This is a genomic window from Staphylococcus sp. 191, assembly GCF_011174885.1.
Taxonomy (GTDB): domain Bacteria; phylum Bacillota; class Bacilli; order Staphylococcales; family Staphylococcaceae; genus Staphylococcus; species Staphylococcus coagulans.
Genome location: NZ_PNRJ01000003.1, coordinates 21,717 through 37,204, shown reverse-complemented (window position 1 = coordinate 37,204; position 15,488 = coordinate 21,717). Strand labels below are relative to the sequence as shown.

General features: G+C 36.8%; 9 protein-coding genes and 1 riboswitch. Of the genes, 8 read left to right on the top strand and 1 reads right to left on the bottom strand.

Translation table 11 applies throughout. The features are described from left to right. Positions 1 to 12: 12 nt before the first annotated feature. The 3 genes from csm6 (at position 13) to cas6 (ending at position 2,026) form a co-directional block, all read left to right on the top strand. A complete protein-coding gene (gene csm6 / locus C1H58_RS12550) occupies positions 13 to 786 on the top strand; it encodes a type III-A CRISPR-associated CARF protein Csm6 (RefSeq protein ID WP_165545325.1) in 774 nt (257 codons plus the stop codon). A gap of 2 nt (positions 787 to 788) precedes the next feature. Continuing rightward, on the top strand, positions 789 to 1,280 hold the full coding sequence (locus C1H58_RS12545; RefSeq protein WP_165545324.1) for a hypothetical protein: 492 nt from the start codon (positions 789 to 791) through the stop codon (positions 1,278 to 1,280). A gap of 80 nt (positions 1,281 to 1,360) precedes the next feature. Further along, positions 1,361 to 2,026: a CRISPR-associated endoribonuclease Cas6 gene (gene cas6, locus C1H58_RS03335; protein ID WP_242680998.1), complete on the top strand. Its 666-nt coding sequence runs from the start codon at positions 1,361 to 1,363 to the stop codon at positions 2,024 to 2,026. A 786-nt stretch (positions 2,027 to 2,812) separates the two neighbouring features. Here the strand turns inward: cas6 and C1H58_RS03330 are convergent. Beyond that, positions 2,813 to 3,565, bottom strand: coding sequence for a 3-oxoacyl-ACP reductase (locus C1H58_RS03330; RefSeq protein ID WP_165545322.1), 753 nt, complete (start codon positions 3,563 to 3,565; stop codon positions 2,813 to 2,815). Between the two features lie 96 nt (positions 3,566 to 3,661). Then, positions 3,662 to 3,761, bottom strand: a riboswitch (TPP riboswitch). Between the two features lie 223 nt (positions 3,762 to 3,984). On the opposite strand from C1H58_RS03330, the gene ausA reads away from it, so the two are divergent. The 5 genes from ausA to C1H58_RS03305 all read left to right on the top strand — a co-directional run bounded on the left by ausA (position 3,985) and on the right by C1H58_RS03305 (position 15,486). Continuing rightward, on the top strand, positions 3,985 to 11,136 hold the full coding sequence (gene ausA / locus C1H58_RS03325; protein ID WP_165545321.1) for an aureusimine non-ribosomal peptide synthetase AusA: 7,152 nt from the start codon (positions 3,985 to 3,987) through the stop codon (positions 11,134 to 11,136). A gap of 10 nt (positions 11,137 to 11,146) precedes the next feature. After that, complete coding sequence (gene ausB / locus C1H58_RS03320) at positions 11,147 to 11,770, top strand: aureusimine biosynthesis 4'-phosphopantetheinyl transferase AusB (RefSeq protein ID WP_165545320.1); 624 nt, start codon at positions 11,147 to 11,149, stop codon at positions 11,768 to 11,770. 194 nt (positions 11,771 to 11,964) lie between these two features. Next, complete coding sequence (locus C1H58_RS03315) at positions 11,965 to 12,366, top strand: hypothetical protein (protein ID WP_060829207.1); 402 nt, start codon at positions 11,965 to 11,967, stop codon at positions 12,364 to 12,366. Between the two features lie 148 nt (positions 12,367 to 12,514). Further along, complete coding sequence (locus tag C1H58_RS03310; protein ID WP_165545319.1) at positions 12,515 to 13,342, top strand: peptidoglycan recognition protein family protein; 828 nt, start codon at positions 12,515 to 12,517, stop codon at positions 13,340 to 13,342. Between the two features lie 413 nt (positions 13,343 to 13,755). Next, positions 13,756 to 15,486: a DUF2075 domain-containing protein gene (locus C1H58_RS03305; RefSeq protein ID WP_165545318.1), complete on the top strand. Its 1,731-nt coding sequence runs from the start codon at positions 13,756 to 13,758 to the stop codon at positions 15,484 to 15,486. Positions 15,487 to 15,488 lie beyond the last annotated feature (2 nt).

The following is a 15,488-nucleotide window of genomic DNA, read 5'->3' as shown; positions in this document are numbered from 1 at the left end:
GAAGTGACACTTTTGAAAATACTATTTAGTCCAATAGGAAACACAGATCCTTGGAGCAATCATCGAGACGGTGCAATGTTGCATATTGTTAGAAACTATCGTCCCGACAAAGTTGTCTTATTTTTTACAGAGAGCATCTGGAATGGTAATGAGAATATGTCAGGGCGTAAAAATTTTAATTGGAACAAAATTATTTCTACTGTATCGCCTCATACAAAAGTGGAAATAAAAGTTGAACAAGTGCTAAAAGAACATGATTTCGACAGTTACAAAGAGTTGTTCCATAGTTACATTTCAGAGATTATAAATGAGCATCCAAACGCAGAAATATTATTAAATGTGACAAGCGGTACACCGCAAATGGAATCAACATTGTGCTTAGAATACATAACATACCCGAATCGTAAAGAGTGTATTCAAGTAGCAACACCCGAACCTGAAAAAAATGTTAAGCGTGCATTTGCTAATCCTGATTATCAAGTAGAAGAGTTACAAGCTGTGAATAAAAATGAGGAGAATTCAAAAATTAGGAGTAATTCTATAGACATTATTAGTTTTAGAGAAGCCATGGTGCGTTCACAAATTATAGGATTAATAAATAATTATGATTATGAAGCAGCTCTTACATTGATTAGTGAGCAAAAATCTTTTAGAAACGCTAAAAATTTACGCAAAAAACTTTTTGCGATGACAACACAGATTAAAACGCACGAAATCTTTCCAGAACTACAATCTCGTTATAAAAACAAGTCTTTAAAAAAGCGTTATTCCATTATCTTTTATTAAAAATGAGGTATGATAGACAAGATGTTGCCGAAACTTTAATTAGAGTGAAATCAATAGCAGAATTTATTATTAAAAATTATATTGACGTTCATTACGCCAACATAATAATTGAGGAAGAGGGCAAACCTTATTTGAATACTAATGATAATATGTCCTTTTTAATCAAATATCGAAGTCATTTGGAAAGGGAATATAAAAGTTATGACCCTAAAAGGATTTTAAGTCTACCAGCCTTTATAGATATTTTGAAAGTCTTAAATCCTAAGTCATCATTGTTAAAAGCGGCGCTTACAGTAAACGATATAAATGGATTAAGAAACTCTATAGCTCATCATTTGGATTCGCTGAATTTGGATAGTAATAAGAATTACACTAAAATTAAATTGTCAGTAGAATCAATTAAAAACATGTTAACTATCGTATATCCAGAAATAAATAAAATAGATTTTAATTATCTTGAAGAGAAGAATAAGGAACTAATTGAGTTACTATGATTAATAAAATAACAATTGAACTTTCATTACCATCCAATATAAAGCCAATCTACTTAGGAAGTATTCTACATGGTGTAATAATGGATAATATTTCTACAGAAATTGCTGAACAATTACATCATAACTTTGCTTATAGTCCATTAAAACAGCGTGTTTACTTTCATAATAAACTTGTTATATGGGAAATTGTGAGTATGGATGATAAACTTTCTAAAGAATTAACCGAATTATTTTGTACACACGATAAGTTATTTTTAAAGCATTATAAAACCCATATTCAATTAAAAGAGTTTACAATAAAGAAATTTGATATCAAAGATATAATGAATGGATTTTTAGAAAAAGATAATTTAGATCGATTTATTAGTATCAAAGTAGAAACACCGATATCATTTAAATCAAAAAATGAAAATTTAATTTTTCCAGACATAAACAAATTTTTTAGAAGTATAATGATACAGTTTGATAGCTTTTTCGATAATTACAAAATGTATGATAAAGAGACATTGGATTTCATGGGAAATCATATAAAGATCGTTGATTACAGATTAAAGAGCACTCGTTTTCATTTAGAAAAGGTGAAAATACCTTCGTTTATGGGCGAATTCACTCTAAATATTACTGGGCCATTGCCATTTTTGCAGTTAACACATTTTTTATTAAGTTATGGTGAGCTTTCAGGTGTAGGAGTAAAAACCAGCTTAGGCATGGGTAAGTATAGTATTATAAAGAGAAGAAAAAAATAGAAATGTATAGCAATAAGATTTATATTTAATAAACTCTTTGATTACTGATGAACACATCTTAAGTTCGTAACAAGATTAGTTCTATAAAAGTAGTGTATAATTTATTATGGAGATAATGTAACTTAAATATAATGACCTAAAAGTGGACATCATTGTGTTATGGCAATGAGGTTAAGCCCATCTTTTGGACCAGTATTTTATACTCCTATGACTGTAAAATATGGATTTATACAGTTGACTAATCAGATAGAGCCCCGTACAAAAGGGGACGAGAACCATCAATCCTTTTCTTTTGTTATTTTAATATTAACAAATCAGATAGAGCCCCGTACAAAAGGGGACGAGAACTGAGTTGATTTGATTGTTTTGTTTTTCCATTTAAATTTAATCAGATAGAGCCCCGTACAAAAGGGGACGAGAACGTTGATTTATCTGTTGTAATGTTTTTAGCGTTTGAAATCAGATAGAGCCCCGTACAAAAGGGGACGAGAGATTGAAAACAAAAAGTTTTTCTTTTAGATCATCATCAATGAGAGAATAGCCATACAGAAAGCTTTGTGTTTGATTTGATATGTTGATGTTGCGTTTTAGCCATCTTCTATAAAATATAAAAATAAAAACTGGGCAACCGTGTGCCCAGTTTTTTGTTCAATATTTATTCGCGTTCTATGTTGAGGGGATGGTTCTTTTATACATCTCATTTGATGATGCCAATCCCCAATGAGTGATACAACTATTTGTATGCTACTGTGAGCTGTGAGGACCTCACTGTAACTATCCAATTTCTTAATTCATAGTCAAACCACCATCAACAGTAAAGTTTTGTCCTGTAATCCCTGAAGCTTCTTCAGATGCGAGATAAGCGACGGTATTGGCAACATCTTGAGGTGTTGTCACCCGTTTTAAAGGTGTCGTTTTTGCAATTAAATCAAATACCTCAGGGGTTGTTACAGCGCTCGCATCCGTTGTTTTGAGTAGTCCTCCTGAGACAACATTTGCATTGATGCCGTATTGACCTACTTCAGCAGCAAGATTTCGTGTAAAGCCGATTAAAGCGGCTTTTGCGGTTGTATATTCATGGTAGGGCACGACAGGATTTTGATAGAGGTTGGTTCCAATATTAATTACAGTGCCTGATTGTCGTTTAATAAATTGAGGAATGACACTTTGAACCACGTTAAAAGCAGCTTTTAGTGTTCCATCTATTTGAGTTTGATAGTCTGACCAAGTTAAATCTTTAAAAGCTTTTTGTGCATTTGGATCAAATTTGAAATGAATGAGCGCATTATTGACGACAACATCAATTTTCCCAAAATGCGTCGTTGCTTTTTTTACGAGTTGATTCACTGATTCGCGGTTAGTAACGTCAGCATGAAGTGCGATTGCACGTTCTGAACCGATTTCTGTAGCAAGTTGTTCTGCAACGATGCGACTCTGATTGTAATTGATGATGACGTTAAAGCCTTTCGAACCTAATGTCTTTGCTATGACTGAGCCTAAGCCACGTCCGCCTCCTGTTACTAATACAGTTCTTGTCATAAAAACACGTCCCTTATATTTAAGATAAATACGCAATCTTCACCTTAAGGAAAGTTACATCAAACGATTTATCTCCGTAAAAAAGAAACATTTGATAACATATCAATAACACTTTCCTCCGCAAGTTTAAGCTCGTTCAGGTTCAAAGGGTTTGAGGAAGACTCATCTCAGTTCGAAAACACCCCTAGTGCATATTTTCATTATAAACTCAATGTACTTGAGAAATATTAGAGCGTCAACCATATGAAGATTGCAATTAGAACTATGTTATCGTTATGTATAGAATTTTAATTTAATTTTTCGTTTACTTTAAATTTATATAAAATTATTTATTTTGAATTGTAAATGTGACATAAAGTTTTTATGATACCAATGTAATCCATTTTATGGCTTCATATCACTGAGGAAGAAGGGATTTTATGGTGCTTTATGAAAATGCATCGATCACACAACATTATGGGCCAGATTTATTCAATCGAGACCCATCTATACCACCACATACGTATGTGGTGCACTTACCTAAAAGTATGGAAGTGCAACGATTATTATATGCGTTGACACAGTTAGTACAAACCCAATCATTACCGAGGGCCTCTTTTAAGTATGTAGAAGGTGAGTTGAAATATCAGATTCGTCAATTTGCGCCATTTATTGAAGTGGTTCATGAAGATCGTGTTTCATCAGATTTAGACCTTGAAAGTGATTTGGAACAAAATCCATTTGATTCAACACTTCCTACAACTGCCCCGCTTTTCACCTTCAAAATCATTTGCTTGACCGATTGTACACTACTCCAATTTAATGTGAGTCCACTTATTTTTGATGCGGCTTCAATGCCTATTTTTTTAAGTCAATTGAGTCACTATTATGAAAAACCTTTTCAATCGATCACTTTGACCCAAAGTTTTACTGAATTGATTCAACAAATGCATCAATTACGCCGATTGCCATCGTTTCAGATGCAACTGCAACGATGGCAAAGTCATCAAGGTGTAAGAGATACGTATCATGCCTATATGCCTGTTCAAAGTTTAACGGATCAACACCATACACAATGGCAAATGGTTAAGATTCAACATGATGAAGTGAATCTTGATGATATTTATAGCGGTATCATACTTGCGAATCACTTTATTGGGCGTAGTGATGATGTTCATGTCGGTTTAACGACAACACGAACCCCATCATTTGATGAAGGGAAGGCGATTGGGCCACGTATACGGATTTTACCGGGTTGTTTTCATGTTGACCGTACTCTTTCTTATCAACAGTTCAAGACACAGCTTTCCAGTCGAATGAACACGATTGTTGATGAAGAGGTACTACATCTAACAGATTTAATCGAGGCGCGTACCGGCTTTCCGTTTGAAACGTTAATTCATTCAGAACCTATTCATTATACATTTGAAATTGCAGGTGAAGTTTGTGAAGCTGAACGCTTAAAACCGATGGAGACCGAAGCAGCGCTCGATGTATATGTTCAAGAAGTCGAGGGCGGCTATGTCGTAAAGATGTTATATAACCGCAATCAGTATGATGATTTAACAATTGAAACGTATGCAAATTTGATTCGTCATTTATGTCTTCAAGGTGTGGCGTATTCAGAAGTACCAATGAACACCTTTTCGTTAATGACGACAGACCAAGACGAGGCGCTATTACAACAATTGTTGCGAACAGAATCTGCGACTTTTGCGACGGTACCTGAGTTGTTTGCCGAACAAGTCCAACGTCATCCCGACAAAATAGCAGTTAGATTTGAAAACGACAGCTTAACGTATGCACAACTTGATTGGCTGACGAACCAAGTCGCACGTCAAATACGTGCGCGTGGGGTGAAGCCTAATGACTATATCGCGGTGATGGCAGAACGCAGTATGGAGATGATTGTAGCGGTTTTGGGTATTGTGAAGTCTGGCGCTGTGTATGTACCGATTGATCCGGATTATCCTGAAGCACGGATTCAATATATATTAGAAGATGTGCAACCGGCTTTATTAGTATTACATCAAGTCGAATTGAATACGACGGTGCCAACTGTGTCATTGAAAGATTTGCAGGTTGGCAGTGATGCTGCAGTACCTGTCATTAATCATAGTGATGATGATGTGTATGTGATTTATACGTCTGGGACGACAGGTCAACCTAAAGGTACACGTATTATGCATCAGAGTGTCGATCGTCTTGTTAAAGCAGTCGATTATGTCACATTAGATGAAACGACAAAAATTCTGTTATCTGGAACCATTGCGTTTGATGCGGTGACATTTGAAATCTATGGTGCCTTATTAAATGGGGGTGAACTGGTCGTCTTATCTAAAGATCAATTGTTAAATCCAAAAGCGCTCGGACAAGCGATTCGGAAATATGAGATTAATACAATGTGGCTAACGGCATCGCTCTTTAATGCGACTGTGAGTACACACGTTGAAGCAGTTGAACCGCTCTCCTATTTATTAGTTGGGGGTGAAGCGCTGACGCGGAAGTGGGTTCAGCTCCTACATCAGCGACCAAAGCATCCTCAAATCATTAATTGTTATGGCCCTACTGAAAGTACAACCTTTACAACGACCTATGCAATGCCTGAAATCATTCCTGCACGCATACCCATTGGAAAGCCTATACGTGAAACGGATCTGTATATTTTACAAGGAACACAGCGCTGTGGTGTCGGTGTCCCGGGCGAGTTATGTATCGGTGGCGTAGGTTTAGCGAAAGGGTATCTCAATCGCCCCGAATTAACAGCATCACGTTTTATCGATCATCCGTTTGGCACTGGAAAATTGTATCGAACTGGCGATTTGGTTCGTTTACAACCTGATGGTGAAATCGATTATTTAGGACGACTAGATAAACAAGTTAAAATAAGAGGATTTCGTATCGAGTTAGCAGAAATTGAACGTGCCATTGAGCGTATCCATGGCGTTAATAAAGCGGTTGTCGTGACACGTGAGATAGAAGGGGATAAACAGCTCTATGCATTTTATGAAGGAGAACAAGAAATTTCGAATCATACGATGACGCCCACGCTCTCTGCACAAATGCCGAGTTATATGGTGCCGTTGTCTTTTCAACGCATTGATCAAATACCGATGACTGTTAACGGAAAATTGAATACGCGAGCCTTACCTGATCCCGAAACGCGACTTCAAAGTGATTATGTAGCGCCTCGCAATGAAATGGAACAAGTTTTATGTCAAATCTTTGAAGAAGTGTTGCATATTGAACGTGTGTGCATTCACGATCACTTTTTTGAATTAGGAGGACATTCGTTAAAGGCAACCTTAGTCGTGAACCGAATCGAACGTGAATTGCATAAGTCCGTGACAGTAGGCGATTTGATGAAATATCCAACGGTGGCCTTATTATCAGCGCGTTTAGAAGACGTGTCCGAAACACATTCAGAAGCAATGCCCATCGTCACATCGAATCAGCAGGCGTATCCTGCGAGTGCGGCGCAAAGTGGCATGTATTTCTTATGGCAGTTGAACCCGGATGATACAGTTTATAACGTTCCATTTATATGGCAATTAAGTGCCCCGCTAGATATTGCGAAATTACGCCATGCGGTGAGCCAATTGATTGAACGGCATGAAATTTTAAGAACACAATTTGGAATGGAAAATCAACAAGTCTATCAATATATTCAAGCCTGTTATACACCTGACTTTGAAGTCGTCACATTAGATGAGCACGATCCTCAAGTATTGGTAGAACGTATGGTACAGCCATTTGATTTAGAACATGGCCGGCTTTTACGTATACGTTATATTCAAACACCAGAAGATGACTTTTTATTTATGGATACGCACCATAGTGTTAACGACGGCATGAGTCAGACCCTCATATTAGATGAGCTGAGTCAACTATATCAAGATAAATCATTGCCTGCGATGACGCATCAATATAAAGATTACAGTGAATGGCTCAAACAACGTGACATGACAGACCATCAAGCGTATTGGCATCAATTATTAGCAGAAACATCTCCAACGCTAGAGCTCCCACTGGATTATCCAAGACCTCACGTCAAATCAACAGAGGGGGATATGTATCAATGGCAGTTAGATGAAGGGCTAAGCCACAAAATTAGACAGTATGTCCAACAACATGATGTGACTGACTTTATGTTTTTTATGAGTGTCATTATGGTTTTATTAAGCCAATACAGTCGTCAAGAGGAGATTGTGTTAGGAAGTGTGATGAGTGCGCGGACACATCCAGATACGGAACGCATGTTAGGGATGTTCGCGAACAGTGTTGTGTTCAAAGGTCAACCGACACACAATAAACCGTGGCTGACATTTTTAGATGAAATGAAAACGATGAGTTTAGCGGCTTATGCGCACCAAGACTATCCATTTTCTGTCTTAGTTGATGAATTAATCGCGCAACGTGATGCATCACGACGCCCATTTTTTGATGTCATCGTTGTGCGTCAAAACAATGAAGCGCATCATGCGCATTTTGGCCATAGTCGACTCACACATCAACCACTGAAAAGTACCACAGCGAAGTTTGATTTGTCTTTCATTATTGAAGAAGCGCATCATCAATTTGTTTGGAATATTGAATATCGGACAGATCTGTTTCAAAAAGAAACAATCCAACATATGTGTGATCAATTTGCAGTGATGATCCAGACAATATTGGATCAAGACTTATTACGCATTGGCCAATTGCCAATTGCGAAACCCAACATGCGTCAGTGGGTTGAAACACATGTGATACCACAACCGATGGCGTATCCTGAGCAGGAGACTGTCGGCAGCCGAATTGAACAGTTGGCGCTACAAAAACCAGAGGCTACAGCTATGATTTTTGACAACCAACATCATTCGATGCATAGGTTATATCGACGTGCATTAGCTATTGCGCGTCATTTGTACGAACAAGGTTGTCGTAAAGGAGACCGTGTGGCGCTTCTCGTGACAAGGGGCCCAGAAATGATTGAAAGTATGATTGCTGCGGCATGGCTGGGTTGTCCTTATGTGCCGATTGATCCAGATTATCCGGTATCACGGATTGACTTTATTTTGAAAGATGCGGAAGTGAAACATATCTTAACGAATGCGCCATCACACTCTACAACTGTGACCACTTCGGATGTGAGAAGTTGTGTCATACGAGAAGATGATGCGCAAGTGATTCAATCAAGTGAACATGTGGAAGCGAACGATGTATTGTATATGATTTATACATCTGGAACGACAGGTCAACCGAAAGGCGTACAAATCACACATCGTAATGTAATGAACTTAGTCACAGGTTGGTCTCAACATATACAACTGACGTCTCAAGATGTGCTATTACAATACGCCAATATTGTATTTGATGCGTCTGTGATGGAGATTTATTGTGCATTATTCAATGCATGTCCTTTAGTGATTGCTTCTGAACGAGAAAGAAAGGATATTTTTGCTTTAGAATACTGTCTCCGTACACAACATGTCACTGTTGCTTCAATCCCCGCACAACTGTGCATGATGATGAACGACTATCATTTACGTTGCTTAGTGACAGGAGGTTCTGTGAGCACACCAGAACTTGTTGATAGGGTTCGACCGCATTGTGAAATGTATGTCAATGCCTATGGGCCAACTGAATCCACAGTGATTACAACGGCATGGATGGATGACGGCAATTCTGTATTACAACGTGTCCCAATTGGACGACCACTCCCGAATGTACAAGTGTATATCATGTCTGAAGGACGACTATGTGGCGTGGGTGTGCCTGGAGAGCTCTGTATTGCGGGTGACAGTTTAGCAAAAGGTTATTTAAACCGTCCTGAAGTCAATGCACAAGCATTTATTCCGCATCCTTGGGGCGATGGACAATTATATCGCACGGGTGACTTAGCGCGTTATTTAAATAATGGTGAGATTGAGTTTTTAGGTCGCATTGATCAACAACAAAAACTGAATGGCTATCGTATTGAATTAGAAGAAATTACAAATCAAATGAACCAAATCGCAGGTGTTTTGGATAGTGCGGTCACAGTGGATCGTACGCGTGCACATCCATTTTTAGTGGGCTATTATGTAGCTGAAACAGAGCAAGCTGATGTGATACGACGTGCACTCACAGATCAGTTGCCACAGTATATGGTGCCACAGGTGTTCATCAAATTGGATCAATTGCCTTTAACACCTAATGGCAAATTAGATACGAAAGCTTTACCTGCTGCGGATTCACAACAAGTCCGTACGTTGACCCCACCACGAAATGAACAAGAACAGCAATATATCGATGTATTCGAACAAGTATTAAATGTGAGCCCGATTGGCATTGATGATGATTTCTTTGAATTCGGTGGTAACTCACTTGCGACGATGAAAGTTGTGATGTTGCTGAAAAACAAAAGAATTGAAACGTCGATGCAGGCTATTTATGAATACAGAACCATCCGTGCGTTGTTAAATCAAAGCGAATCGACACAATTAAATGTCCCGGGAAATATAGACGCCTTGCAAATGATGATTGCGACCAATCAAACGCCTTTGTCAAAAGTGTCACAACAATCTTTAGGAACAGTGTTACTGACAGGTGCTACAGGATTTTTAGGTGCTTATTTACTTTATGAAATAACTGAGCGCCAACAACGTGTACATTGTCTTATTCGGGCAGAAAGCGAATCACAAGCCCGTGACCGTTTAATCGACAATTTGAATCATTATTTTGAGCCATCGACGTGCGAAAAAATGATGCACAACGTTGACATCATATATGGCGACACAAACCAAGATTTCACACAGTTAGCTACGTCTATCGACACGATTATTCATGCGGCGGCGCGAACAGACCATTTTGGCGAAGATGAAGACTTTTATGAAGCTAATGTCAAAAGTACAGCACAGCTAATCGCCTTAGCCAAGCGAGCTCAAGCTCAGCTGATTTACATTTCTACACTCAGTGTGGCAGGTGCCTTTTCTGAAGAGCAAGAAGACACGCAATTCTCAGAAACAGCTATTTTTAAAAACCAACAGATTACGTCACCATACGCACGAAGTAAATTTTATGCCGAGCTTGAAGTATTACAAGCCATGCGAGAAGGATTAAAGGCGAAAATGATGCGTGTAGGAAACTTAACAAGCAGTAGACATGGCAACATTACTATGAAAAATATGCGAACAAATCGCTTTTCTATCGTTATGCATGACTTACTTCAACTCGATAAGATCGGGGTATCTGTGGCACAAACACCAATTTCATTTTCGTTTGTTGATGAAGCGGCACAGATGATTGTACAATTCGCGGAAATCCAACAAAGCACGTACAACATCTTTCATATTACGAATAACCATGAATATACAATGCAATCGATGCTCGAAAAGCTAACCAATCGCACAATTAAAGTGGTGGATGACGCAACATTTGATCAATATGTACATGATGCAGGTTATTATGCATGGGTGGGTTTAATGCATCACGATGATAAGCTGAAACCTGCCATTATCACGCAAGATTTTACACAGTCTGTCATGAACGCACTGGATTTAAGCTGGTCAGAACTATCAGAAGTATGGTTAGCCCGTTGGCAACAAAGACTTAACGACACATTCAAGTAGGTGAAATGTAATGATATTAATTGTTAACTTAGAAAAGACGACCACAGCCATAACGAAACAACTTGCGCATAAACAATTTCTGTTTAAAAGAAATCATACGAAACACCACTATAAAAGTAATGAAAATCAGCACTGTATTGGCGAATTACTCGTGCATTATGGGTTAAAAACGATGTATCAACTTGATCCTTTAGATTGGCAGTTTAAATTTGGTGCCTATGGTAAGCCTTATATTGACACACCACAACCGGTATTTGTCAGTTTGTCATATAGCGGCACGTATGTCGCTTGTGCATTTGATCAAAGTGAGATTGGCTTAGATATTGAAAATCTCAGCCCGATTGAATGGCAACGATTGAAAATGCAATTTACAAATGAAGAATCACAATGGATTGATAACGAAACACAATTTTATATGATTTGGACGCAAAAAGAAGCCTATGCCAAGCTGACAGGCAAAGGTCTATCAGAAGGTGTTGTGACAAATAATGTATTAGAACCCCTATATTTTCACGGACAACCTGTCGCATTTCAAACACAGATTAAAGATACTTTGATGATTCAACTTTGCCAAGTAGCGCCCTGTACACAAACGCCACTGATTGAAGTCGATGTTGCGACATTACTGAAATAATCATCTTTATGTAGGTCAGCGCGCAACGACCATTGACACAACTTCAATCATTTCAAATGTTGAAGCGGTCACATTTTGCACTTTTTAATAACAGTGTGAAGTGTGACTGCTTATTGTCAAAATAAAGTGGATTATTATATGATTTGATTAATAGTGAATTGTAGAAAGATAGCAGATAAGAAAGGGTGTTTCATATGAAACAACATGAAGTTGTGGAAGTAAAGAATGCAGTGAAGGACGCATTGGTAGAGGTACAAAAAGTAAAAAAGTTAATCAAGGACGTCCGTATTTGGAGTGGTTTTGATATGTTAGGAAATAGTTCAATCCATAGCTATTTCAAAAGAAGAAAGATTAAAAAAATGAATACGCATCTATCGCAATTACAAACGCAATTGCAAAATACAGTCCCCATGCTTAAAGATATGGATGAGGATTTAGTATTAGCGATTTCAAATAGTGAAAAAGATCAACTGTATGATGTTTGGTGGGATAATATCTTCACAGATGCTAAAGTACATGGCGAAATCAAAAAAGTGAAAAAGAGTGTCGAACAATTGGAAATCGCTTTAAATCGTATTTTAGCATCTTTAAATTAAACGATTACGCATAGATGAATACACATAAAAATTACACTTTTATAATCATTAAACACTTGACTTTATATTGTTTTATCGTAATATAATTAATATAAATAAGTTATATGATTTATTAATTATTAAAAAATAATATGAAGGAGTGGTATTTATGCTGAAAATGTTTTCTGTGTTATCGACGTCTCTCACATTGTTGCTCATGCCAATGGTTTTTACCCCTACGACTTATGCCAGAAGTTTATTTTCCAGACCGTTACCTTCTTCAACCGTTGCTCAAGCGGCCCCAACAATGATGTTAATGAATCATGATGAGAAGGATAGCCCAAGTCAAAATTCGACTGAAAACAATGCACCTGCAACTGAAGCTGCGCATCAAGATCAACAGAATCGCACATTACCTCCCTTTTATTACCCCAATGTTAATCAATATATAATAGAACATCATCTTCCGCATTCAAAAATTGTAAAAGACCCAAGAATGAATACTTTGCCCCATTTACCATATCGATATGGAACCTATATCGGAGTGGTGATTCACGAAGTGGGTGAAGATAATCGGACACTTCAACAATGGGTCGATCGAATGTACACTACGTATGAAAGAGCATTTGTACATGCCTTTGTAGACAATCAAGAAATTCATCTCACTGCGCCATCACAATATTACGTTTGGGGAGCAGGCAAACAAGCCAATCCGTATTTTTACCAAATCGAAGTTGTCAGAATGTATACTTTTGATGATTTTGCAAGATCGGTCAATAACCAAGCGTGGCTCGCAGCGTATATGTTAAAACGAAATCATTTAACACCCACACTCGCTGATGATCAAGAGGGCGTGGGTTCTGTCATTAGTCACAATGCCGTTCGAAAATATTGGGGCGGTACGACACACGTTGACCCGATAGCGTATTATGCAAGATGGGGATATGATATGCATCAATTCTTTGATTTGGTGAAATATCATTATGCGCACATGTAAAAACTAGAATATGGTATTAGGAAATGATAACAACTTGTTAGTGAATGATAAACAAGACACAGCTATTTCTTATATTAAGCAACTTTACGATTCTATCGTAGGTTGCTTTTTTTATAGAATTTATACTAAATTATTCATTTTGAGTTAGGAAGTAGAATGTTTTTATAGCACAATCTTAAAAATTAAAGCCAGTTTTATTCTGAAATGGAGTAGATATGTTTTTAAGGGCTTTGAAGAATGTAGAACAAAAATTAAGAAAAAGATTAGATTTTACCACATAAATTTAAATAATGTATAATTAACGAAGAATGGATAAGTGAAATATTAGAGGTTAGTGTAGTTTTTTATTTCAAATTCCAATAATTCTTATCAAACGTTAAATAATTTTACCAGTAGAGACATAGGTGATTACAATGACTCAAAAACGTAAGATTGAACATATCGGCTATAATATTGAAAACCTTCAAAATATGACGAGCAATTGGTCTATAAGTAAAGATTCTAAATATTTATTAAGATACCCGACCGTATATATTATTAATGATAAGAACCAGGAAGATAACTATAATGTTTATGTTGGTGAAACAGCGAACATACAAAATCGAACAAAACAACATTTAAAAGAAGATTCCAAATATAAGCCTTATTGGAATGATTTTTCTATATCCAACACATCTAGTATGTATATCATTGGTCATACTTATTTTAATAAGTCACTTACTTTAGATATTGAAAACCGCCTTATGCAATATTTATCAAGTGTAGATAAGGTTGATACTCTGTTCAATAGTCGAACGAATCAACAAAATGAATATTTTACCTCAGATAAATTAGATGAAATTTTTACGGATGTATGGCGCGCATTACATAAGAAAAATAAAGATCTATTTCCAATCGAAAACAAAATTAGAGACTCAGCTATTTTTAAAGCCTCTCCTTTTCATAAGTTAACAGATGAACAAATAGCTGCTAAGGAAGAGATAATTTCTAAAATAAAGTCTATAATCTTTGAGAAAAAAGAAGGTCAATTAATTATGGTGGAAGGTGAAGCGGGTTCTGGTAAAACCGTGCTTATGAGCACATTGTTTTATGAACTTAAAAAGTATGGACTTGAAGGAGATAACTACACATCTCCGCTTAATGTGCATCTTTTAGTCAATCACGATGAACACGTTATGATTTATACTCGTATCGCTGATAAATTAGGCTTAACAAGTAAAAATGGCAAAATTATAAATAAGCCTACTAGTTTTATCTTGAATCAAGAACCAAGTGAAAAGGTTGATGTAGTTATTGTAGATGAAGCACATTTGTTATTAACTCAAGGGAAGATGTCATACAAGGGAGAAGGACATTTGAAAGATTTGTTGGATAGAGCTAAAGTTGTCGTCACCGTGTTTGACAGAAAGCAAATTCTATCTCGTGAGCAAGTATGGGAATATGATTCATTAGATCAACTAATATCCAGTGTCGAAGATAATGACAATTTAATTCAATTAAAAAACCAACTCCGTATAAATAGCAGTATTGAAACTGTAAACTGGATTAGAAATATGGTTGATAATCAGGTTGTTGATCCCATTCCCCATGATAGGAAAGGGTATGAAATTAAAATATTTAATGACCCTTTATCTTTAGAACAAGCGATAAGAGAAAAAGCAGAATACACTGAGTCAGGTATCTCTAGGATTATAGCTAGCTTTGATTGGAAATTCAACAGTAATAAAAAGCCTGATGATGGAGATTATTGGCGGGTTGAAATAGGAAACTGGTCTATGCCTTGGAATAAGCAAATAAAACCAATTAAAGGTGAAAATAAATTACCATGGGTTGAAAGAACAAATACTATAGATGAAGTTGGTTCCACCTTTACTATTCAAGGAATTGATTTAAACTATGCTGGTGTAATTATAGGACCATCTGTAAAGTATAGAAATGGAAAAATAATATTTGATAAAAATGCTAGTAAGAATAGTAAAGCAGTACAAAATAGAACTTTATCCGATAAATCAAAACAAAACTTTGCAGAAACTTTGCTAAAAAACGAACTGAACGTATTAATGACACGAGGTATAAATGGCCTTTATATATACGCTGTAGATGATGAACTTAGAGAGGCACTACAAAAAGCTTCAAAAGGGTGAAA